The sequence below is a fragment of the Arthrobacter sp. HY1533 genome (assembly GCF_027568515.1).
In the GTDB taxonomy this organism is placed as follows: Bacteria; Actinomycetota; Actinomycetes; order Actinomycetales; family Micrococcaceae; genus Specibacter.
This window is the reverse complement of sequence record NZ_JANKZF010000009.1, coordinates 123,410-145,698: the sequence shown is the minus strand read 5'-3', so window position 1 is coordinate 145,698 and position 22,289 is coordinate 123,410. Positions and strand designations below refer to the sequence as shown.

15 protein-coding genes and 1 tRNA gene are annotated in these 22,289 nt (G+C 67.8%); 4 read left to right on the top strand and 12 right to left on the bottom strand.

What is annotated here, in order from left to right; all coding sequences use genetic code 11:
• Positions 1-34: 34 nt before the first annotated feature.
• The 7 genes from PCK14_RS09510 to PCK14_RS09480 form a co-directional block, all read right to left on the bottom strand.
• Positions 35-106 (bottom strand) — tRNA-Gln (locus PCK14_RS09510).
• Positions 107-251: 145 nt separating this feature from the next.
• Entirely contained in the window at positions 252-1,100 is an 849-nt protein-coding gene (locus tag PCK14_RS09505) for a type IV toxin-antitoxin system AbiEi family antitoxin domain-containing protein (protein WP_269938232.1), read from the bottom strand.
• Positions 1,101-1,321: 221 nt separating this feature from the next.
• Positions 1,322-3,100, bottom strand: coding sequence for an ABC-F family ATP-binding cassette domain-containing protein (locus tag PCK14_RS09500; RefSeq protein ID WP_269938231.1), 1,779 nt, complete (start codon positions 3,098-3,100; stop codon positions 1,322-1,324).
• 39 nt (positions 3,101-3,139) lie between these two features.
• Complete coding sequence (locus tag PCK14_RS09495; RefSeq protein ID WP_269938322.1) at positions 3,140-4,138, bottom strand: 4-(cytidine 5'-diphospho)-2-C-methyl-D-erythritol kinase; 999 nt, start codon at positions 4,136-4,138, stop codon at positions 3,140-3,142.
• 10 nt (positions 4,139-4,148) lie between these two features.
• Positions 4,149-5,027 carry a 16S rRNA (adenine(1518)-N(6)/adenine(1519)-N(6))-dimethyltransferase RsmA gene (gene rsmA, locus PCK14_RS09490; protein WP_269938230.1) on the bottom strand — a complete coding sequence of 293 codons (879 nt, stop codon included), beginning with the start codon at positions 5,025-5,027 and terminating at the stop codon, positions 4,149-4,151.
• 57 nt (positions 5,028-5,084) lie between these two features.
• Positions 5,085-6,245, bottom strand: a complete 1,161-nt coding sequence (locus PCK14_RS09485; protein WP_269938229.1) for a resuscitation-promoting factor — start codon at positions 6,243-6,245, stop codon at positions 5,085-5,087.
• Between the two features lie 264 nt (positions 6,246-6,509).
• Positions 6,510-7,403: a TatD family hydrolase gene (locus tag PCK14_RS09480; protein ID WP_269938228.1), complete on the bottom strand. Its 894-nt coding sequence runs from the start codon at positions 7,401-7,403 to the stop codon at positions 6,510-6,512.
• 141 nt (positions 7,404-7,544) lie between these two features.
• Between PCK14_RS09480 and PCK14_RS09475 the strand changes: the two genes are divergently transcribed.
• The 3 genes from PCK14_RS09475 to PCK14_RS09465 are packed head-to-tail and all read left to right on the top strand — an operon-like array spanning position 7,545 to position 12,421.
• Positions 7,545-8,666 carry an AAA family ATPase gene (locus PCK14_RS09475; RefSeq protein WP_269938227.1) on the top strand — a complete coding sequence of 374 codons (1,122 nt, stop codon included), beginning with the start codon at positions 7,545-7,547 and terminating at the stop codon, positions 8,664-8,666.
• A gap of 9 nt (positions 8,667-8,675) precedes the next feature.
• Complete coding sequence (locus tag PCK14_RS09470; RefSeq protein ID WP_269938226.1) at positions 8,676-10,106, top strand: DUF58 domain-containing protein; 1,431 nt, start codon at positions 8,676-8,678, stop codon at positions 10,104-10,106.
• Positions 10,103-12,421 (top strand): transglutaminase family protein, encoded by a 2,319-nt coding sequence (locus PCK14_RS09465; protein ID WP_269938225.1) that lies wholly within the window; start codon positions 10,103-10,105, stop codon positions 12,419-12,421. Before PCK14_RS09470 ends, PCK14_RS09465 begins: the two co-directional genes overlap by 4 nt.
• A 58-nt stretch (positions 12,422-12,479) precedes the next feature.
• On the opposite strand, the gene PCK14_RS09460 is transcribed toward PCK14_RS09465, so the two are convergent.
• Both PCK14_RS09460 and rsmI read right to left on the bottom strand, forming a co-directional pair.
• Positions 12,480-13,976 (bottom strand): NAD-dependent succinate-semialdehyde dehydrogenase, encoded by a 1,497-nt coding sequence (locus PCK14_RS09460; RefSeq protein ID WP_269938224.1) that lies wholly within the window; start codon positions 13,974-13,976, stop codon positions 12,480-12,482.
• A gap of 206 nt (positions 13,977-14,182) precedes the next feature.
• Positions 14,183-15,115 carry a 16S rRNA (cytidine(1402)-2'-O)-methyltransferase gene (rsmI, locus tag PCK14_RS09455; RefSeq protein WP_269938223.1) on the bottom strand — a complete coding sequence of 311 codons (933 nt, stop codon included), beginning with the start codon at positions 15,113-15,115 and terminating at the stop codon, positions 14,183-14,185.
• Positions 15,116-15,161: 46 nt separating this feature from the next.
• Between rsmI and PCK14_RS09450 the strand changes: the two genes are divergently transcribed.
• Positions 15,162-16,889 carry a dolichyl-phosphate-mannose--protein mannosyltransferase gene (locus tag PCK14_RS09450; RefSeq protein ID WP_442864692.1) on the top strand — a complete coding sequence of 576 codons (1,728 nt, stop codon included), beginning with the start codon at positions 15,162-15,164 and terminating at the stop codon, positions 16,887-16,889.
• A 62-nt stretch (positions 16,890-16,951) separates the two neighbouring features.
• Here the strand turns inward: PCK14_RS09450 and PCK14_RS09445 are convergent, their stop codons facing one another.
• From PCK14_RS09445 to PCK14_RS09435, 3 genes are all read right to left on the bottom strand, one after another.
• Positions 16,952-18,100 (bottom strand): TIGR01906 family membrane protein, encoded by a 1,149-nt coding sequence (locus tag PCK14_RS09445; RefSeq protein WP_269938222.1) that lies wholly within the window; start codon positions 18,098-18,100, stop codon positions 16,952-16,954.
• Between the two features lie 103 nt (positions 18,101-18,203).
• Positions 18,204-19,088 carry an SGNH/GDSL hydrolase family protein gene (locus PCK14_RS09440; RefSeq protein WP_269938221.1) on the bottom strand — a complete coding sequence of 295 codons (885 nt, stop codon included), beginning with the start codon at positions 19,086-19,088 and terminating at the stop codon, positions 18,204-18,206.
• Positions 19,089-19,771: 683 nt separating this feature from the next.
• Positions 19,772-22,090: an HNH endonuclease signature motif containing protein gene (locus PCK14_RS09435; RefSeq protein ID WP_269938220.1), complete on the bottom strand. Its 2,319-nt coding sequence runs from the start codon at positions 22,088-22,090 to the stop codon at positions 19,772-19,774.
• Between the last annotated feature and the right edge of the window lie 199 nt (positions 22,091-22,289).

Genomic DNA, 22,289 nt, shown 5'->3' with positions numbered 1-22,289 from the left:
TGTGCCAGCATGGACCCTTCGTCTGCAAAACCGGTTCCGCCCATAGGATTCGAACCTATACTCCACAGCTCCAAAGGCTGGGGTGCTGCCGTTACACCAGGGCGGACCATGCGCCGCCCGCTCACACCGGCAACCCACGAGAATATAGTGTGCCATGGCGGCGGCCCCTTGCGCCATTTGGGGCGCGGGGCGGGCGGGCATATTTCCGCGGCGTGGTGGCCAAGGTCACAAGGGCGAAGCCGCGGTGGGGTTCATTGCATCTGGGGCCGCTGGGTTGAGCGGATCCTGGCCAGGGCCTGTTCCACCCAGCGCAACAGGATGTCGGGTTGGTACATTGCAATGGCTGCGGGAACCCTGAGCCGCCACATCCCCTGGACCACGTACATGGTGTCCCGGCGCAAGTCTTCGCGCCAGGCCTTGGAATTGTTGTGGAACTCCTGGCCGTCAATTTCGACGCCCAGGACTCCGTCCACCAAGAGGTCGATGTGCCCGGCATTTCTGACATAGGCCTGTCCCTGCACGTTGTAACCGGCCTTGCGCAGGTGGTAGCGGCCACACGTTTCCGGAAGCGACATGGCCTGTGGGTCAATCAGCTCAACAATGGCCCGGCCTGCCTGGTCTTGCCGTCCACTGAATGAGGTGCGCAGGTAGTTGATGGAGCACTTGTTTGTTACCACCGCGGACTCCAGGACGGCGAGGGCTTCCAATTCAGTGCCGCAACGCACGCACTGGCGCAGAATGTCCATAAGTTTCTGGCCACCCTTGACACGATGGACCACGCACCCGGGAATCGGGCGTCCGTGCGCGGCGGCAACATGCAGCTGTTTCGGCTCCTCCAAGACCCACAGCCCCAAATCGGCGGCCTTGCTCAGACAGGTGCGCCGCGCCTGGTGGGCTGCGAGGAATACTTCAGTTTCCGAGGCTTCAGCAAGCGCGTAGTACCCGCGGGCAATCCGATGGATCACCCCTTCGGCAACGGCTTCACTGACCTGCCTTGTGGAATATCCGCGAGCCAACAAATCCTTGTTTCGGGCAATTCCGCCCAGGGCGGCGACAGCCTCTTGGATCGTTTGCTGCGAGATGCTGGCCCGAATGCTCATGGCACCATGGTTGGCCAAAAGCCCGTGTTGCGGCAGCACCGGCGTCGTTTTTGGGGACTATGCAGGTGGCAGGGGCGGCTGTGGAGGAATTGTTGGCTGAAGGGCCATGGTCGGTTCTGATCTGCGCGGAGCTGGAAGCGGGTTTGGCGCATAACAGTGTCATGCGCCAAACCCGCTGCGAGTCGTACGCAGCTCAGAACGTGGCTCGGGGAACCGGCAGGCTACTCGAGGATCTCGGAGGCCTCGAGCCACTCAAGCTCCATGCCCTGGCGCTCGTCGGCAAGCTTGGCCAGCTTGGTTTGCAGCTCACCCAGGACGTCGTAGTTGCCCACGTTCTCGGCCATCTGGGCATGCACCTTGGCGTCGGCCGCGGAGTTCTTGGACAGCTGGCGCTCCAGGCGGTTCAGGACCTTGCGGGCATCACGCTTTTCAGCTTCGGTGGGGCCGGACTGGACAGCAGCCGGTGCTGCAGCCGAGCTGTTGGGCGCCAGGCCGGCGTTCTCCCGCAGTTCCAGGTACTGGTCCACGCCGCCCGGCAGGCCGCGGAGCTTGCCATCGCCCAGCAACGCCATCTGGTGGTCGGTGACGCGCTCCAGCAGGTAGCGGTCGTGCGAGACCACAACCAGCGTGCCGGGCCAGCCATCCAGGACGTCCTCCACGGCGGCCAGGGTGTCGGTGTCCAAGTCATTGGTGGGCTCATCGAGCATGAGCACGTTGGGCTCCCCCACCAGCAGGCGCAGCAGCTGCAAGCGGCGGCGCTCACCGCCGGAGAGGTCCTTGACCTGGGTCCACTGCTTGTCCTTGGTGAAGCCAAGTTGCTCCACGAGCTGCCCGGCGGTCATGTCCTTGCCACCCACGTCGAAGGAACGCTTCTCGCGCTCGATGACCTCAATGACGCGCATGTCCAGGACGTCATCCAGCTCGCGGACCTCCTGCGTCAGCACTGCTGTCTTGACGGTGGTGCCTGTCTTGACCTTGCCGGAGGTGGGCTGAACCTCGCCGTTGAGCAGGCGCAGCAGGGTGGTCTTTCCTGCGCCGTTGACGCCAACAAGGCCGAGGCGCTCGCCCGGGGCCAGGCGCAGGGTGATGTTCTTGAACATCTCCTTCTCGCCATAGTTCAGGGACACGTTTTCAAGGTCGATGACGTCCTTGCCCAGGCGGGCCGTGGCCATCTTGGACAGTGCCACGGTGTCCCGGGGCTCGGGGACGTCGGCGATGATCGCGTTGGCGGCCTCGATGCGGAACTTGGGCTTGGCCGTGCGGGCCGGGGCGCCGCGGCGCAGCCAGGCCAGTTCCTTCTTGACCAGCTGGACGCGCTTGGACTCAATGACGGAGTTCATGCGGTCGCGCTCGGCGCGGGCCAGCACATAGGCCGCGTAGCCGCCGTCGAACGGGTCAATGATGCCGTCGTGGACTTCCCAGGTGCGCGTGCACACCTCATCCAGGAACCAGCGGTCGTGGGTGACAACCACGAAGGCGCCCTCATTGGCACGCCAGCGCGCCTTCAGGTGCCGGGCCAGCCAGGCCACGCCTTCCACGTCCAGGTGGTTGGTGGGCTCGTCTAGCATGATGACGTCGTCATCGCCAATGAGCAGCTTGGCCAGGGCCACGCGGCGCTTCTGCCCGCCGGAGAGCGAGTGGATGTTGGCGTGCCAGTCCACCTCGCCCACCAGGGCGCCCATGATTTCGCGGATCTTGGGGTTGGAGGCCCACTCGTGGTCGGCCGCCTCACCCACAATGGCGAAGCCCACTGTGTGGTCGCCGTCCAGCACGTCCGACTGGTCCAGGTAGCCCACGTGCACGCCGCCGCGCACGGTCACACGGCCGGAATCGGCGGTCTGACGCCCTGACAACAGGCGCATGAGCGTGGACTTGCCGTCGCCGTTGCGCCCCACAATGCCAATGCGGTCGCCTTCCTCAAGACCGACGCTGACGCCGTCGAGCACGGTTCGGGTGGCGAAGGAAATGCTTAGATTTTCCCCGCCCAGCAGATGAGCCACGTGGTACCACTTTCCTAGAACTGTTGAATGCAAAAAAATTTAAGGCACGATGTGGGCGCCGTGCACGGGGCCCTCCACGGCCCAGGCGCGGTGGCCGCGGCCGGACAGTGCATCGGCCAGTTCCTGCGCATGGTCCGCATCGGCGGCCAGGAAGGCCAGCGTGGGGCCGGAACCCGACACCAATGACGCCAGCGCCCCAAGCCCATCACCTTCGGCCAGCACGTCCGCCAGCGACGGTGCGAGTGACACGGCTGCGGCCTGGAGGTCGTTGTGCAGCCACGGCGCCAGGGCCCGGGCGTCGCCGGCCCGCAGGGCGGCCAGCACGCCGGCCTCCACCTGTCCGGGCTCGTCCGCGACGGTTCCGGCGGCGGCACGCAGCGCATCCAGCGCCCCATAGACAACGGGCGTGGACAGGCCATAGTCCGCGGGGACCAGGACCCAGTGCAGCGGGGTGGGCGCCAGGGCCGCGGTCAGCTGGTCCCCCACGCCAAGCCCGACGGCGGCACCCCCCAGCAGCGCGAACGGCACGTCCGCGCCGAGTTCCGCGCCGAGATGTGACAGCTCCTCGCGGGACAGGCCAGTGTGCCAGAGGGCGTCGCACGCCACGAGGGCCGCGGCGGCGTCAGCCGAGCCGCCGCCCATGCCGCCGGCAATGGGCACGTGCTTGGTGATCTCCAGGTGCACGCCGGTGGGGTTCTCGGCAATGTCGGCCACGAGCAGGGCCGCCCGGACGGCCAGGTTGCTCCCGTCCAGCGGGATGCCGGCAAGTTGTTCGGGGTCCAGGGAACTGCCGGCCCCGATGGACACCGTGATGTCACTGGGCGGCGTGCCGGGGCGCGCGGTGGCAGCCACTTCCTCATACCGGGACACGGCCAGGTAGGTGCTGGCCACGGCGTGGTAGCCGTCCTCGCGCAGCGGCCCCACCTTGAAGAAGGCGTTGATCTTCCCGGGCGCGCGGACCTTCACGCGGCGCGGGGCGGCCTGCCACAGGGGATCGCTTGCGTCCAGACCGCCCGGCGTGGATCCCGCCGTCTCCATGGATGTCATCTCAGGCCGTGAACGGGAGCTTGGCTTCGGCGATGCGGGCGTAGGCTGCCACGTCAATGGTCTCGCCGCGGGCGCTGGGGTCAACGCCGGCCTTGCGCAGGTAAATTTCGGCATCGGCCGCTCCCCCGGCCCAGCCGGCCAGGGCTGCCCGGAGGGTCTTGCGGCGCTGGGCAAAGGCGGCGTCGATCACGGCAAACACCTGTTCGCGCGTTGCCCGGGTCACGGGGGGTTCGCGCCGTGTGAAGGCCACCAGGCCCGAGGAGATCTTCGGTGCCGGCCAGAACACGTTCATGCCGATGACGCCGGCCTTGCGCATTTCGGAGTACCAGGCGCCCTTGACGGAGGGCACGCCGTAGGTCTTGGAGCCGGGGCCGGCCACCATGCGGTCCGCGACCTCGTCCTGGACCATGACCAGGCCGTGCTGCAGCGAGGGGAAATGTTCCAGCAGGTGCAACACCACGGGCACGGCCACGTTGTACGGCAGGTTGGCCACCAGCGCGGTGGGCTCGGCGGGCAGTTCCAGCACGCGCATGGCGTCGGAGAGCACCACGTCGATGTTGCCGGTCAGCTCCGGCCGGAAGGCTGCGATGGTTTCGGGCAGCTTGGCGGCCAGGACGGGGTCGATCTCCACGGCCACCACATGCTTTGCGGCATCGAGCAGGCCCAGGGTCAGCGAGCCCAGTCCGGGGCCCACCTCCAGGACGGTTTCCCCGGGGTCGACGTTGGCGGCAGCCACGATCCGGCGGATGGTGTTGCCGTCAATGACGAAGTTCTGGCCCAGCGTCTTGGTGGGGCGGACACCGATCTCCTCCGCAAGTCGGCGGATTTCGGTGGCCCCCAGCAGCGGCTGGGTGGCGGGGCTCGGTTCTGGGCTGCTCACGCAACAATGGTATCCGCTATCCCGCGGTCCGTGTCGCTGGCCAGGCTGGAACCGTGGTTACTGAACCACGTGGGCGCAGCCCCAGGGGCCCAGGCCGGCCTTGGCGTAGTACGTGTTCGCCACGGCAATCTGCTGTGCCTTGGTGGCCAGGCTCGCGTTGGGTGCGTAGGCACCGCCGCCGTTGGCCAGCCATGAGGGGATGTCGAACTGCAGGCCGCCGTAGTAGCCGTTGCCCGTGTTGATGGACCAGTTGCCGGTTGACTCGCACTGGGCGATTGCGTCCCACATGGCCTCATTCGACATGGCAGGGGCGGCGGCACCGGTGTTGGAACCGGCGGCAGCGGCGGCCGGCTTCTCGGCGGGCCGTTCCTTGCTGCCCACGGAGATCTTTTCCGCAACGGGTGCCAGGGTCTGGGTGGACCCGGTCTCGGTGCGGCTGACCACGACGCCGTCGACGGAGACGGTGCGGAAGGTCTTCTTCACGCTGCCGGCAACACCTGCCTGGACGGTCTTCTTCTCGTCCTTGAACAAGTTCGCGTCAACGCTCTGCACGGTCTCGAAAGGCACGGCGACGGTTTGGTCTGCGGTTCCGGCCGTGTTGACGCGGGTGACCTTCAGGACCATGTTTTCAACCACGGTGGCCGTCTTGGGGGCGGAGACCAGGTCGGTGGCGGCGAGGGTCAGTGACGACTCGTCCAGCAGGTCCGCGACGTTGCGGGCCGTGGTGGTGGTGACAGTCTTCTTGCCGTCGGCCACGAGGGTGACCGTCTTGGGAGTGATGATGCTGATGCTGCCGCTGGCCGCAAGGAGTGCGTCGGCAGGGGCTGAAATCTTGGCGTTTGCGGCGATGCCCAATTGGCTGATCAAGCCGCTGATGCGGGTGGAGGTGGTGGTGACGGTCTGTTCCGCCCCGTCCAGGCTCACTGTGATGTTCTTAGCCTTGTTGACGGTGATGGTTCCGCCGTCTGCCACGGGGATGTCAAGTGCCGGGGTGATGTGGTCGGCCGGGGTGACGGATACGTCTGCTCCCTTGAGGACATCGGCCACTGATCCGCCATAGGCGGAGACTGAGGTGGAGTTTCCGTCAACCACGAGGGTGAGGGACTTGTTGGCGGTGGCGAATGCCACAAGGCCTGCGACGAGTGCCAGCAGGACGGCGGCCTGGCAGGCGAGCGTCAAATAGCTCAGCTTGCCCTTGGAGGTGAAAGTTGAAAACACGGGTTCCCGTAACTACTAGAGCACCCGGGCACGGGGAAGCAAAGAGCAAACCCCCAAGCGTTTCCGGCCGCAAAATATTGCGGCGGGCACCACCAAGGGCTTGTTCCTGCGAACGGTTGCCGCCGGGCCCCTTTGAACGGTGGGCCCGGCAGCCAGTAATCCGTTGGCCTTCCCCGACCACGGCTAATAGTTCCCCAGCGTAACCTGATCGTGACCTTTTGGACAAGGTTTCATCACAAATTGGTGACCAAAGGTACAGCCGGATCAGGACCAGGTACCGTAGACGGCTTCCGTGTTCCGGTTCAGAACCTGGCCCATGGCAGCCACGTCGCGGCCCGTCAATTCCGCCATGGCGCGCACCGTGTACGGCAGCATGTAACTGGCGTTGGGGCGGCCCCGGAACGGGTGCGGGGTCAGGAACGGGGCGTCCGTCTCGACCAGGACCAGGGCGGGATCGGCCACGGCCAGCGCCTCGCGCAAATTGTGCGCATTCTTGAACGTCACGGTGCCTGAGAAGGACATGTACCAGCCCTTTTCATTGCAGATGCGGGCCAGTTCGGCGTCGCCCGAGAAGCAGTGGAACACGAGGCGCCCGGGCGCCCCCACCTCAGCCAGGATGTCCAGCACGTCGGGGTGGGCGTCGCGGCAGTGGATCTGCAGCGACAGGTCCCGGGCCTTGGCAATGTCCAGGTGGGCGCGGAAGGAGTGGTGCTGGGCGGCCATGCCGTCCGGGCCCGTGCGGAAATAGTCCAGCCCGGTTTCGCCGATGGCACGGATCCGGGGGTGGGCGGCCATGGCGTCAATCTCGGCCAGGGCGTCCTCAAGTTCGCCGGCCGCGGCCAGCTCGGGGGCGTCGTTGGGGTGGATGGCAACGGCGCCCAGGAGGCGCGGATCGGCGTCGACAGCTTCGAGCGTGAAGCGGGAGGAGGGCAGGTCGCAGCCCACCTGGACCGCCCCGGCCACGCCCACGGCTGCTGCCGCATCGAGGGCCGCGCCCAGCTCCACGGGGGTGTCGCCAAAGTCAAAATGCGTGTGGTTGTCGTACACCGGCACGGGCAGCGGCTCCGGGGCCGCGGCGTAGGCACCCCGCTGGGCGGCGGCGTCGTTGGTGGCGACGGAATCGGGGCGGTAGGGGAACGGGACAGCGTCGGTGCACATGGTTCCCCAGTTTACCGCCGCCCGGTGGGACTTTTCCCGGCCGGGGACGGGCATTTGCCCGCCCAAGATAGTAGCGTAGGTCACAGCAGCCGGTGCGCCATGCGCCCGGCACCATATTGGGGAAATACGGAAAGGTGGCGCATGCACCCTCAGGAGACCTTGCTGTCAGGGACCGAGGCCGCCTCGGGGCCGCCTGCACCGGCGGTCCGGCCGCGCACGAGCAGCAACGGCGTGCCGCTTTCCGGCGCGGAAGGCCAGGATGGCCCGGAGGGGGGACAGCCCATGGATGCCGAGACCTTCGCCGGGCTGAGCGGGCGGATCATGGCCGTCATGAACACTGTGATTGACGGCAAGGAGGAGGCCGTTCGCCTGGCGCTGACAGTGCTGCTGGCCGGCGGGCACCTGCTGCTGGAGGATGTGCCGGGCGTGGGCAAGACGCTGCTGGCGAAGTCGCTGGCCCGCACGGTGGACTGCACCGTCAACCGCATCCAGTTCACCCCGGACCTGCTGCCCAGCGACATCACGGGCGTCTCCATCTTCAACCAGTCCTCGCGTGCCTTTGAGTTCCGCCCCGGCGCCATTTTCGCCAACATTGTCATAGGCGACGAGATCAACCGGGCCTCGGCGAAAACCCAGTCGGCCCTGCTGGAGTCCATGGCCGAGCACCAGGTCAGCGTGGACGGCACCACGTACCACCTGCAGGAGCCGTTCATGGTGATTGCCACCCAGAACCCCATTGAGATGGAGGGCACCTATCCACTGCCCGAGGCGCAGCGGGACCGCTTCATGGCGCGCATCTCCCTGGGCTACCCCGACACCGAGGCCGAGCTGGCCATGCTGGAAACCCACCAGTCGGCCAACCCGCTGGACGCCGTGGAGGCCGTGGCCACCACGGCCGACGTCGCGGCCATGGTGGCCACGGTTGCCGCCGTTCACGTGGCACCTGCGGTCCGCGCCTACACGGTGGCGCTGGGACAGGCCACTCGCACCAGCCCGGAGCTGCGGCTCGGGGCCAGCCCCCGTGCCCTGTTGCAGCTGCTGCGTGCCGCGAAGGCCGCCGCCGCCCTGGCCGGCCGCGCGTTTGTGCTGCCCGATGACATCCGCACCCTGGCCGTCCCCGTGCTGGCCCACCGCCTGCTCGTGGAGCGCGGGGCTGCGAGCGCCGGGGCAACGCCTGCCTCAGTGATTGGGGAATTGCTGGCCACGGTGGCGGTCCCGGGCCCGCCGGACGGGCGCGCCGTGAAGGGCGCCCGGAACACCTAGGGGCCCGCGATGCAATTCCTGCGGCCCTTCCGCCCCCGCGGCTGGGTGCTACTGGGTACAGCCGCGCTTGCCCTTCTTCTGGCCTGGTCCCTGGGCCGCCGGGATCTGCTGGTGCTGGCGGTGTTTTGCGCGGCCCTGCCGGCGGCGGCCTGCGCCGGCCTGTACGGCTTCAAGTCCGGCTTCACTGTCCGCCGCCTGGTCTCGCCGCGGCTGGCGCGCGTGGGCGAACCCGTGTCGGTGGTCCTGGAAGTGCGCGGGCACGGCCCGGCTGGCACGCGCACGGCCCTGACGGAGGAGCTGCCGCCCAGCTTCCACGACAATCCGCATTTCAGCCACCCGCACCCCGCGGTGCCGCACGGCCTGCTGAGCCGCTACCAGTACCGGGCGCTGCCCACCCAGCGCGGCGTTGTCCAGGTGGGCCCGCTGCGCGGCTTGTTTGCCGACCCTTTTGATGTGGCGTTCCTGCGCCGTGCCCTGGACGGCGGTGACCAGCTGACGGTGGCCCCGGCCGCCGTGGAGCTGCCCGCCATCCCGTTGTCGGACGGCCGCGGCCAGGACGGCACACGCAGCACCGCCGAACTGGCCCACGCGAGCCACGACGACGCCATGACGCGCGAGTACCGCCCCGGGGACCCGCTGCGCCGCGTCCACTGGCCTGTCACGGCACGGCAGGGCAAGCTCATGGTGCGCGCCGAGGAATCGGTGACCGCGCCCGAGGCCGCCCTGGTCCTGGACCAGCGCCGGCTCGCGTTTGGCGAGGCGTCGCGCTTTGCCTTCCACACGCCCTTCCCCGCCGGCCATTCACAGGGCACGCCCGCTGCCCAGCCCATGCGGACCACTGCCGCGTTTGAAAAGGCCGTGGTTGCGGCGGTTTCCATCGCCACGCACCTGCTGGAGCGCGGCTACGCCGTCCGGGTGCTGGACCACCGGGGCCGGCCGGGCTTCGCCTCCTCCCCCTCGGCGCTGGACCCCGCAGTGGAGGATTTCAGCGGCCCGCAGGGCGTGTTTGAGGTGGCTGCGGCCCTGGCCGCGCTGGAGCTTGCGGATGCCACTGACGACGCCGGCGGGCCGGGTGCCGCCGATGTGCCCACCCCCGCGGAGGCCACGCCGGGGGCGGGCACCCCGCCGCCGGGCTCCCCACGCCCTTCCGCCTTCGGCGAATCGCTTGCGGAGAAGCTGCACCACGGCAGGCGGCGCGGGCCGCTCGTGGCCGTGGCCGGGATGCTCAGTGCCGCCGAGGCCCGGCAGCTGGCAGGCATTGCCGAATCGACGCAAAGCGCCTACGCCATCCTTGTCTGCTACGAGCCCGCCGAGGCCGCGGCGGCGCTGGAGATCCTGCGCCAGGCCGGGTGGCAGGCTGCGGCGCTGACCCCGAAGACCCCGCTCGAGGATGCCTGGGCGGAACTGGGTCGCACCCGCACCGCGGGGGTGGTCCGGTGAGCGGCGGCCGGTCACTGACCCGGGCCCTGGGCGAACCCAGCACGGGCCCGGCCCGCTGGGTCCTGGCCGTGGCCGTGTTCGGTGCCGTCATGGGCGCCTCGCTCAGCCTGGGCGGGGTGCTGGCGAACTCAGGCTGGTTCCCGCGGGCATCCATTGTGGTTGCCGTGACCCTGTTCATCCCGGCCCTGCTGCGGCGCCGTCCCGGGCTGGGCCCGTTCGCACCCCTGGGCGCCCTGGCTGGCTGGCTCCTCGGCCTGACCCTCATGTTCTTTCCCGGCACGGCCATCCTTGGCTTCATCCCCACCACCCGCACCGTGCGCGCCGCGCTGGACCTCTCCGCCGAAGCCTCCGCCGTGGTCATGGGCAGCGTGGCCCCGGCCCCCACGGTGCTGCCCATGATTTTCCTGGCGGCCGCAGGGCTGGGCTTTGCCGCGCTCCTGATCGACACCGTGGCCGTCACCGTGGCCATGCCGGCCGCCGGGGCCCTGGGCATTGTGCTCATCATGCTCCCGGCGGCGCTCATGACGGACAAGGGCATTGGCACCGCGGGTTTCGTGGGCGCCGCCGCCGGGTACCTGCTCCTGCTGGGCTGCTGCCGCTGGTACGCCCCCGAGGGGAGGCTGCGCAACGGCGGGAATGCCGCCCCCAGCGGCACGCTCGCCCGGGGCGCGGCCCTGGGTGCCGCCGTCGTGCTCCTCATGGCGATTGTCCCGGCGGCCGTGCCCGGCTTCACGCAGGGCAGCTTCCCCCAGGGGTCGCGGCTGAACGGCAGCAACGGCCCCACCAGGCTCGATCCCATGATCGCGCTGGGCTCGGACCTGCGCACGCAGTCGAGCCGGATCAACCTGACGTATTTGTCCAACACCAACACGGCCCAGTACCTGCGCCTGAGCACGCTGGAGGATTTCACGGGCAAGTCGTGGCAGCCCACCCCGCTGCCCGGCGGGCTCAGTTCCTCGCTGGACGCGCTCAAGCCCGCCGCCGATGCCAACGCCGCCGTGCCCCGCACCGAAACGATCACACAGGTCACGGCGCGCAGCCTGGACAGCGAGTGGCTGCCCGCGCCGCTCTCCCCCACGCAGGTGCGCGACGTGAACGGGAGGTGGCTGTGGAACCCGTCCACCCAGACCATCCTGGGCCAGGGGGCCTCCACTGAGGGACAGGAATACACTGTGCGCAGCGAAATGCCCGTGCTGACCCCGGCGCTGCTGGAGGCCGCAACCCTGCCGCCGCGGGCCACGCTGAATCCCGTCTTTTCCACCCTGCCCAACGACGTCCCGCAGCTGGTGCGCACCACCGCCCAGGAGGTGGCCGGGAAGGCGGCCACGCCGTACAAGAAGGCCATGGCGCTGCAGGAGTACCTGCGCTCGGACGCGTTCAGCTACAGCCTGGACACCCCCGCGGCAGAGGGCTACGACGGCTCGGGCATGCAGGTCCTTGCCGAGTTCCTGAAGGTCAAGAGCGGCTACTGCGTGCACTTCTCCGCCGCCATGGCCGTCATGGCGCGAGAGCTGGGCATCCCGTCCCGCATCGCTGTGGGCTACGCGCCCGGTGCCGCCAACCTGGAGGTGGTGCAGCGCGACGGCGTGACCCTGTTCGGCTACCAGGCCGCCGGACGCGACGCGCACGCCTGGCCCGAGCTGTACTTTGAGGGGCTGGGCTGGGTCCCCTTCGAGCCCACGCCCTCCCGCGGCTCCGTCCCCGCCTATGCGCAGGAGGAGTCCGACTCCGGCACGGACCCGGGCAACATCCCCTTGCCCAACCGGACCACGGCACCGGAAACTGCCACGAGTGCCGCGCCCACCACCACGGGCGCGGCCGACGACGGGGCCGCGGCTCCCCCCACCGGCGGCGAATGGCTGCTGCGCGCGGGCCTGGGCCTGCTGGTCCTGCTGCTGCTGGGTGCGCCGGCCCTGGTGCGCTCGGCCGGACGACGCCGGCGCCTGGCCCTGGTGCGCCGCGGCACCGGGGCTGTGGCCGGCGCTGCACCGGACCCTGGGCGGGTGCCCGGAGTGCTGGCCTGGAGGGAGTTGCTCGCCACGGCCATTGACTACGGCTACATTGCGGAGCCGTCACTGACCCCGGCGCTCCACGCCGAACGGATCGCCGCCATGCTCGGCACGGGCGCACCGCCCGGGCTGGCGCTGGTGCGCGGCGCCTATGAGGAGGCCGTGTACAGCAATGCGGCCGCCGGCACCGGCCGCGACGACCTCGCGGACGCCGTGGAAACCGTGCACGCCCGCCTGCGGACCCGGGCCACGCCGTGGCAGCGGCTGCGCGCAACCCTGGTGCCGGCGTCGTTCTTCACACGCTGAGCTGGATGCAGGAAACCCCCGGGACCAGTGGTCCCGGGGGTTTCGTGTTGTTTGGCTGTTAGGCGTTGTTGGGGTTCGGGAAGCCGATGTACTGCGTGTACTGGTATTCCTCGATGCCCTCCAGGCTGCCCTCGCGGCCCAGGCCGGACTGCTTGACGCCGCCAAACGGCGCGGCGGCGTTGGAGATGACGCCGGCGTTCAGGCCCATCATGCCGGTCTCGATGCGGTTGGCCATGCGCAGGCCGCGGTTGTGGTCCTTGGTGAAGACGTATGCCACCAGGCCGTACTCGGTGTCGTTGGCCAGGGCCACAGCCTCGTCCTCGTTCTTGAACGTGACAATGGGGGCCACGGGGCCGAAGATTTCCTCGGTCAGGATGCGGGCACCGGGCTCGACGCCCGCCAGCACTGTGGGCTGGTAGAAGTAGCCGGGGCCGTCAGCCGGGGCGCCGCCGGTGACGGCGCGGGCGCCGTCGGCCAGGGCGTCGCTGACCAGGGAGTGGACCTTGTCGCGGCTCTTGGCGTCGATGAGCGGGCCAACCTTGGTCTCCGGCTCGGTGCCGCGGCCCAGGGTCATGGCAGCCATCTTGGCGGCGAACTTGGTGGCGAATTCATCCGCAACGGATTCGTGCACCAGGAAGCGGTTGGCGGCCGTGCAGGCCTCGCCCATGTTGCGCAGCTTGGCGGCCATGGCGCCGTCGACCGCGGCGTCAAGGTCGGCGTCCTCGAAGACCAGGAAGGGGGCGTTGCCGCCGAGTTCCATGGAGGTGCGCAGCACGTTGGCGGAGGCGTCGGCCAGCAGGCGCTTGCCCACGGGGGTTGAGCCGGTGAAGGAGAGCTTGCGCAGGCGGTTGTCCTGGATCAGCGGCCCCGTGACTCCCCCGGCGTCGGTGGTGGAGACAACGTTGAGCACGCCCGCCGGCAGGCCGGCCTCGATCAGGACCTGGGCAAAGAGGTGGCTGGTCAGCGGGGTCAGGTTGGCGGGCTTGAGCACCATGGTGCAGCCGGCGGCGATGGCCGGGGCGATCTTGCGCGTGGCCATGGCCAGCGGGAAGTTCCACGGGGTGATGAGCAGGCACGGGCCCACGGGCTTCTTCTGGACCAGGATCTGGGCCGTGCCCTCGGGGTTTGAGGAGTAGCGGCCGAAGGAGCGTGAGGCTTCCTCGGAGAACCAGCGCAGGAATTCGGCACCGTAGGTGACCTCGCCGCGGGCCTCGGCCAGCGGCTTGCCCATTTCCAGGGTCATCAGGAGGGCAAAGTCGTCGGCGCGGGCAATGACCATGTCAAAGGCGCGGCGCAGGATCTCGGCGCGGAAGCGCGGCGAGGTGGCGGCCCATTCTTCCTGCGCGGCAACGGCAGCGTCGAGGGCGGCGGCACCGTCGGCGGCACCGGCGTCGGCTACGCTGAGCAGCACCTCACCGGTGGAGGGGTCCTCCACCTCGAAGGTCTTCCCCGAGGCGGAGGGGCGCCATTGGCCGTCGATCAACAGCCCGGTGGGGACACTGGCCAGCAGCGTGACAACGGCTTCGTTGAGTTCGGTGGCTGGGCTCGCGGTCATGGCGACTCCTTTGTCTTGTGCCGCTGCCATGGCTGGCCCTGAGCGCCGGGGATTGGCGCGGCCAGCTGGCGGTGCGGCGGCGAATCTTGCTAATAGAAGAACGGTAGTTCCCGGCAAACAAGGGTGTCTAGGCATGTGCGCACTGCCGCCGCGTGTTTCGCTGTGCAGCTGCACAACCGGCGGCAGCGGCTGGCGCCGTCGAACGCCTACCGGGCCGCGAGCACCGCGCTGTACAGCTCGCGCTTGCTGAGGTGGAGGTCGTGGGCCACCACGGCCACGGCTTCCTTCATCCGCATGCCCTGCTCCATGAGCTCCTTGACGGCGGCCACGTGGTCCTCGGGCGTGCCGGGGTCGGAGTCGGGCGCGCCGCCCACCACAATGGCGATCTCGCCGCGGATCTGGGTTTCCTCGGCCCATTCCAGCAGCCCGGAGAGCGGCTTGCGCACCACTTCCTCATACGTCTTGGTCAGTTCGCGGCAGACGGCAGCCTGCCGGGCCGGGCCGAACGCTGTGTGCAGGGCGCGCAGCATGGCCTCGAGCCGGTGCGGGGCCTCAAAGAACACCATGGTGCGCTTTTCCAGGGCAAGGTCGTGCAGCCTGGCGGAGCGCTCCCCCGACTTGCGCGGCAGGAAGCCCTCAAAGGTGAAGCGGTCCGTGGGTAGCCCGGACAGGGCCAGTGCCGTCAGCACGGCGGAGGGCCCGGGGGCGGCGGTCACGCGCACGCCCGCTTCCACGGCGCCGGACACCAGGCGGAAGCCGGGGTCCGAGACTGACGGCATGCCGGCGTCGGTCACCATGACGAGGGTCTTTCCCGCCTGCACCTGGGTGAGCAGCTCGGCGGTCTTCACGGCCTCGTTGTGCTCGTGGTAGCTGATGATCTGCCCGCCCACCTTGATGCCAAGGCTCGTGACCAGGCGGTGCAGGCGGCGGGTGTCCTCGGCGGCCACAATGTCAGCGGTTTCCAGCCAGGTGATCAGGCGCGCGGTGGCGTCGCCCATGTTTCCAATGGGGGTTGCGGCGAGGACTATGCAGCCCTCTCCGGGCGTGCGTGCCGGCGCGAGGCTCGAGTCGAGGGGTCCTTCGGCCGCTTCCGTGGCATCGTCTTGTGTTGCAGCGTCCTGGCCAAAGTCATCTTCCATGACACCAGCGTAGTGGGCCGCGGCATCGGGGGCCCACTTGGGTAGCATGGACAGCGTGCAACCCCACCCCATGGACACCGCCCCGGCGGCCCCGGAAACAGACACTCCGCCCGTGCCCGACGGCGGGAGAACCGGCACGCCGGAACCCTCCCGACCGGCGCCCCTGCGGTGGGTGCGCGACCCCGCGGAGGCATTCACCCGTGCGGCGCTGACGGCCCGGCTCCTGGGGAACCGCTTCTCGTTTTCCACCACCCCGGCCAGCCTGCGTCTGTGGTTCTGGCTGGGCCCGGCCCTGACGGCAGTGGTGGGCGGGCTGCTGCGGTTCGTCCGCCTGGGCCAGCCGCCGTCGCTCGTGTTCGACGAGACGTACTACGTCAAGGACGCCTACAGCTACCTGCAGAGCGGCTACGAACGCAACTGGGCCGAGAAGGCCAACGACCTCTTCAACCAGGGCATCTTCACGAGCCTTGAATCCACCGCCGAATACGTGGTCCACCCGCCAGTGGGCAAGTGGATGATTGCCTTCGGCATGTGGCTGTTCGGCTCGGACTCCACCTTTGGCTGGCGCTTCACGGCGGCCCTCGTGGGCACGCTCTCGGTCTTCATCCTGGCGCTCATTGCCCAGAAGATGTTCCGCTCCACCATCCTGGGCGTCGCCGCCGGCCTGCTGTTCGCCGTCGACGGGCACGCCATTGTCCAGTCCCGCACCTCCCTGCTGGACATCTTTGTCATGTTCTTTGCCCTGCTCGCCTTTGGTGCGGTGCTGATGGACCGTGATGACGGACGACGCCGGCTGGCCGCGAAGTTGTCGGCCCTCACCGGCCCGGACGGCAGGGTCCCGGCCAAGGAACTGCTGTACGGGCCGTGGCTCGGCATCCGCTGGTGGCGCCTGGCCGCCGGCGTGGCCCTGGGCCTGTGCATCGGCACCAAGTGGTCCGGGCTGTTCTTCCTGGCCGCGTTCGGCCTGCTCAGTGTCCTGTGGGACATGAGTGCGCGGCGCATTGCCGGCATCAAGTACTGGGTGCTGGGGGCCGTCTGGAAGGACGGGATCCTGGCATTCATCAGCATGGTGCCCGCTGCGGGGGCCACCTACCTGGCCACCTGGACCGGCTGGTTCCTGTCCAAGGACGCCTACGACCGCAACTGGGCGGCGGAAAACCCCGCGGGCCCCTGGGGCTGGGTCCCGGATTCCCTGCGTTCACTGTGGCACTACCATTCCACGGCGTACAACTTCCACACGGGACTGGGCTCCGACCACCCGTACAAGGCCAATGCGTGGTCGTGGTTTGTCATGGGCCGGCCCACGTCCTACTACGTGAAGAACTACGAGAACGGCGATGGCGGCTGCGCTGTGGACAAGTGCACGGCGGCCATCACGAGCCTGGGCAACCCGCTTATCTGGTGGGCCGGCTCACTGGCCATCCTGTTCATCATCGGCGTGTGGATCGCCAAGCGCGACTGGCGTGCCGGTGCCATCCTGTGTGGCTTCGCGGCCGGCTTTGTGCCGTGGCTGTTCTACCCCGAACGCACCATTTTCTTCTTCTACGCCATTGCCTACGAGCCCTTCATGATCCTGGCCATTGTGCTGGTCCTTGGCATGGTCATGGGCAAGCTGGCCGATCCCCCGTGGCGCCGCCAGCAGGGAGCTTTGTTCGTGGGCATTTTCCTGGTCCTGGCCGTTGCCCTCAGCGCTTACTTCTACCCCCTGTGGGCTGCGGAGATGATCCCCGAGACGTACTGGCGCCAGCACATGTGGATGCCCAGTTGGATCTAGCGTTTTTAAAGCAGTACGACGGCGGCCAACGCGGCCGCCGTCGTACTGCTTTAAGGGCCGATCTATGCGGCGCGGCGGCCCGGGTGCTGGGCTGCGGCAACGGCCTGGCGGCGTTCCCGGGTGGGCCAGGTGAAGGCCAGGGTCAGTGAGGAGACCACCAGGACGAACGCGCCGATAAAGATTCCGGCGTCTATCCAGAACTGGCTCGGGAACAGGCGGATGAGGGTGTCGTCGGTGTAGAACGTCCAGGTGCCGTCCTTGAAGAAGATCTTGTGGAACTCGGTGAAGAAGGCTTCCCAGCCGGTCACGGCAAACACGCCCAGGCCAATGATGACGGCCAGGGTGGCGATGGAGCCGGCGAACAGGGCGCGGCGGATTCCGCCAAAGCTGCGGCGGGCCAGGTAGACCATGCCGATGACCATGACGACGGCGAGCACCAGCCCGGCCAGGAAGGCCATGACGATCACGGATTTCACGTCCGCCATGTGCTGGACCTCGCGAGCCAGAAACAGCGGGTTTCCAATGTCGTTGACCAGGCCGCCCAGGTACCTGGGCGGGGCAAAGTTCAGCAGGTAGTCAACTGTGTAGGAGCCGTAGGTGAGACGGTCCTCGGTGCTGAAACCGAAGGAATCCGCGGGGAAGCCGGGGCGGTGGTATTCAACCCACAGGAACACCGAGGAGGTCACGAGCCGGATGGCGAGCACCAGGATCACGATCGGGTAGAACACTGCGATGAGGACCTGGAAGACGCGGGTCAGCACGGGCTTGGTGTTTGCCGCCTTTTCCATGGCCGCCTGACGACGGGCAACCTCCTCGGCCGGGGGGCGCATGCTGATCATGGCTGTGGGGCTTGGCTCCACATGGACGTCATCGGCCGCTTGGCCGTCGGTGGCAGACAGGGACTCGGCAATTTCCTCGTCGCTGGGCAGCAGCGGCAGGCGGGCTGCGGGGCGCATGGGGTCCCTCTCGGGGTCGAATCCGGGGTCAAGCTTGACCTTGCTGGCCGGGGTTGCCCACAGCGGCGCGGCGGCCCGACGGGGCCCGGGCCTTCCCCCCAACGTGGCGTGCTCGGCCGTGGCTGCAGCATCAGCCGCGCCGGCACTTTCGGGCACGGGGCCGGCCGGTGCTGGCGCTGCATGGGCCACCGTGTCTGGCTGGGACGGCTGTCCGGCGGTGCGCTCTGGATCCTGCTGCTTTGAATTCTCGCTCACAAAACGAAACCCTACCGGCAGGCCCCCACACCGGCCGTGTGCCACCCCGGGTTGATGCAAAACTGACATCGGATGCCCAGAAATGAAGGTGCCCTTTGATTGACTAGCTATTGCGGCCCGGCACCATGCCGGATTCAGGCGCAGCAGGCGGGACCGGATTGCCGAAAATCCGCCCGGACACCGGCTCCCGTGGCCCGGACTCCCGCAGCTCGGGCTGAACCGGTGCCGGCACCGGCCGCTTGGCGCCAAAGCCGCCGCTGGGCGATTCCCTGCGGATGCCCCGAAGCACCCAGGGAACCAGGTAGTCCCGGGCCCACAGAATGTCACCCACCCTGGCCTCCCGCCACCCCTTGTCCGGCAGCGGCTTGGGCACATTGGGGACAAGGGTGTGGGGGACGTTGAGGGCATTGAGCACCATGCCGGCCACGGCGTGGTGGCCCAGGGACGACGGGTGGAGCCTGTCCGGGCTCCACATGCGGGGGTCGTGCAATTCCGTCATGGCCCACAGGTCCGCAATGAGGGCGTCATGGTGTTCTGCGATGCTGCGCATGTTCTCGTTGAAGATGGCGATCTTGGTGCGGAACTGGCCCAGCACAGTGGAGCGGCCGGAGTCCGGCCCCGCAAAGATGATCACCGTGATGCCCTGGGAGCGCAGCGTTTCCACGGCCCGTTCCAGAATGGCAGCCAGCTTGTCCGGATCGGCGCCCGGGTGGAGAAGGTCGTTGCCAACGGCCTGAATGGAAACCAGGTCGGGCTTTAGCGTGAGCGCCGGGCCCAGCTGGGACTCGACCACCTGGTGCAGGACCTGGCCGCGTACTGCCAGGTTGGCGTAGGCGAAATCCGGGACGCCAACTCCGAGCTCCTCGGCGACCCTGTCCGCCCAGCCGCGGTAGCCGCCGGGACTGCGCGGTTCGGGGTCATCCAAGCCTTCCGAGAAGGAGTCGCCCAGCACCACAAACCGCTGCCACGGATGCGGCGGGGCAGGCAAGGGAGCGCCTGCCTGGGTTGCTGCCAGCTCGGTTGAGTTTGCACGTGCTGGCTGTTTTTGCGCCGGGACCGCTTGTGGCAGTCCATTGCTTCCGGGTTCAAAGTGGAGTCCCATGTCCCCATACTGCACCCAAGTGGTGGGCCGTGGGCAAGGGCCGGGCAACTTATCTAAAAGCCGCCGCGTCCGGCCAGGACCAGGCGGAGACCTTGATCTCGGTTCCGTCCACAATGTCCGGGATCTCCACCAGCTGGAAGCGGGCGGGCGTCCGCGGTGCCGGAGACAAGCTGCACCTTGAGCGTGATTTCCCAGATGCCCCGGCGGGCGGTCCGGATGCCGTTTCGGCTGGCCTCACTCGGCGGTGAGACTCTCAATTCTGTGCCGGTGATGCCGTCCACACCCCGGGCGCGGTCCGCCACTTCCTGGGCCGCAGCTTGCGCGTCTGCTGGTACGTAGTCCGACGACGTTGACGGAGGCCCGGCGCAAGCGGTGACTGCAAGCACCAATGCCAGCTGGATGGTTGCCAGCCAGGCCATGATGCCGTGCCGGTTTTGCTTGATGTGCCTGCTCTGATTGTTGTGCCGGCCGCATGATCGGCGCCTGCGGATTGCCACTGTTCTCCCCCGGATGGACAAATGTTCATTGAAGTCTATGTGTGCCAACCCTGTGGTCCCGCGGAAAGCTTGTCAGGCGGCCTCGCCGTGGTGGCGGCGTAGGTATTCTTCGATGGACATACGCCCGAGCATTTCTTCCTCTTCCTGGCTGCGGGCTGGTGGTTCGGGGAGGTTGCCTCGGTCCCAGTGGTAGCTGTCCCAGCGGGGGTCCTGGGGGTCCATGTCTTCTTCGAAGATCCAGTCGGGGTGGGCTTCGGGGTCGGAGTCATGGTCCTGGTCTTGGTATGGGTCGGGTGTGTCGCAGATTCCTTGGCATTGCTCGCAGGGGCAGTCTCCGAGCGTTCCCTCACCGCCACTGTCACTGTCACTGTCCTGGGCATTGTCCTGGTCTTGGCGCTGCTCGAGTGCTTTCAGGACGGTGTCGATGAGAATCTTGAGTGAATCAGGGTAGACCGGTGGTTGGGTGTCTTGTTGCTCGGGTGGGTAGTGGTAGCCGGCGGGGCTGGTCCATTCGATCCCGTTCTCGGTCATGCGGGGTGTCCAGGCGCGGGGGTGGACGAGCTGGCGTTCAAAGGACTGGTCGGTGCGCACTCCGCCGGTGCGGGTTCTATCGTCCCCGTGGTGTTTGAGCCGATGATGGAAGCTGCACAAAATCTCAAGGTTCTCCAGGATCGTCCGCCCGCCGGTGGCGAACGCCTGGATGTGGTCATCTTCGCAGTTCACCGCCCTGGCGTTGCAGCCCGGGAACACACAGTACTCGTCCCGGATCAGCAGCCTGGTTTTCATGGCCTGTGTGAGGCGGTGGACATCCGGAGCGGCGTCCAGGGGCTGGTTCGATATCGGATCCACCAACACCCGGTAAAAACTCGGCGCATTGGCGGTGAGGTATTTGGCGACCTCAATGCTGATGGGTCCTGCTCCTGACATCCACGCGGGCTCGTCCGTGAACCCGAGCAGTGACAACGCCGGCACCAACAGTATTGGGGTCACGGTGGGCAGCGGAGGCCACGTCTCAGAACCGGTTCCGGACACATTGCTCCCCTTCGAATTGGTTTCGGGCGCGGCTGCGCTGTTGGTGGTTGTGGGGGTGAGCGTGGGTGGTTGGCCGGGGACCGGCCAGTCGGGCTGGTTCCTAGGGTCCGGTTCCCTGAAGTATGGATTCTCGTAATCGGGGTCGTCGAAGGTGGGGAGTTGCCAGGAGTAGAAGTACGGGCCGAGGGTGTCGGGGTCGGGGAAGCCCCCGCCCTGGCAGAGGTCGGGTTCTTGCTCGACTCGGCTGAACCAGGAACTTTGCGGCACGGTGCAGGAGCCTGCTGTGGCGCCTGCCGTGAAGGCCCGTCCGGTACCTACGCCAGCGACGGGGTCACTGGCACTGGCGGTGCCGTTTTCGGTGCTGCCGCCCGGGGTGTTGGTGGCGCTGTCACTGGCGGGTGCGGGTGCGGGCGCGGGTGCGTGGATGTTGTTGGCCTCGAGGGTTTGGCAGAGGAGGAGGGCGGCGGCGATATCGGCACGGAGCTGGGTCAGGGTGCGGTCTTCGTGGGGTCCTTGGGCTGCCTGCGCGGTCGCGGTGCATTGGGCCCAGATTGCTTCAATGGTGGGTGAGGGGCCGTAGAGGTTGAACCAGGACATGCCGTCCCGGGAGCGGCTGATCCCTATCCGCCGGTACTCATACGCCCGCCTCGTTTTGGGTGCCAGGGTTTCCGGGTAGGAGCGTTCCCGGGCCCGGCGGGCCTTCTCCCTGAAACTCGGCAGCGTGGCATGCTCCGCCTTACCCAACAACACTTGTTCGAAGGCGTCGATGGTGTCTTGGGGCAGGTGAGCTTGGCGGAGGAGGGTGGTTTCCTCGGCGATGATGACCGCATGCTCCCACCCCAACACCCCCTCCGACAGTTGGGCCAGGGTGGCGGGGAGGTTCCGGACCAGGGTGGCCGCATCGATCATCAGCGCCCCGGCATAACCCTCCGTAATGGTGAACAACCCGGCGATCTCGGCCCGCACCCCGGCCTTGCTGATTTCGCGCTGCCACGGATCCAGCCCCAACAAGGTGGCTTCGGCCTCGGCGGCGGAGACCATGCGTTCGACCAACACGGCTGTCAGGGCTGCGCCCTGGTTCTTGTGCCGGTGCACCGCGGCTAGGGCCGTGGTGGTGCTGTCCTGAAGGGCACGGACACCCTGCAATCGGGAGCCAGGGCCCTGCCCGGGTTCGTCTTGCTCGGCGGCAACCCCAGGTGCCGGCACGGGCGTGGGCAGCTCGGGCAGATCAGCCAGGGCCGCAATGTCAGACCCCAAGGGAATGATGGAAGGAAAGGTAAAGGCATTCAGTAGTTCCGCCACAGCATCTGTGGTGGAGAAACCCTCCCGGTTGACCGGGAAATTCACCGAACCGCCCATACACCCATTATAGAACTGAAAGACCAGTAAAAACAGGGTTGTTGATAAACTCACATACATATTTTCCCAGCATGGGACGAGCGGGTCTCGACAGGCTCGACCCCCGGGCAACGCCTGGCTCCCGAAAGGCCCAACCACCGGGCGGGCATGTCCCCTATTGAGGTGACAAGTAGGCAATTCCGGGAACCACAAACCGCGC

Excerpts from the sequence above, each read along its gene's own strand:
- PCK14_RS09505 (WP_269938232.1), bottom strand. The coding sequence starts at position 1,100 with ATGAGCATTCGGGCCAGCATCTCGCAGCAAACGATCCAAGAGGCTGTC.
- PCK14_RS09475 (WP_269938227.1), top strand. The coding sequence starts at position 7,545 with ATGCACCCTCAGGAGACCTTGCTGTCAGGGACCGAGGCCGCCTCGGGG.
- PCK14_RS09435 (WP_269938220.1), bottom strand. The coding sequence starts at position 22,090 with ATGGGCGGTTCGGTGAATTTCCCGGTCAACCGGGAGGGTTTCTCCACC.
- PCK14_RS09460 (WP_269938224.1), bottom strand. The coding sequence starts at position 13,976 with ATGACCGCGAGCCCAGCCACCGAACTCAACGAAGCCGTTGTCACGCTG.
- rsmI (WP_269938223.1), bottom strand. The coding sequence starts at position 15,115 with ATGGAAGATGACTTTGGCCAGGACGCTGCAACACAAGACGATGCCACG.
- PCK14_RS09495 (WP_269938322.1), bottom strand. The coding sequence starts at position 4,138 with ATGGAGACGGCGGGATCCACGCCGGGCGGTCTGGACGCAAGCGATCCC.
- PCK14_RS09450 (WP_442864692.1), top strand. The coding sequence starts at position 15,162 with ATGGACAGCGTGCAACCCCACCCCATGGACACCGCCCCGGCGGCCCCG.
- PCK14_RS09470 (WP_269938226.1), top strand. The coding sequence starts at position 8,676 with ATGCAATTCCTGCGGCCCTTCCGCCCCCGCGGCTGGGTGCTACTGGGT.
- PCK14_RS09480 (WP_269938228.1), bottom strand. The coding sequence starts at position 7,403 with ATGTGCACCGACGCTGTCCCGTTCCCCTACCGCCCCGATTCCGTCGCC.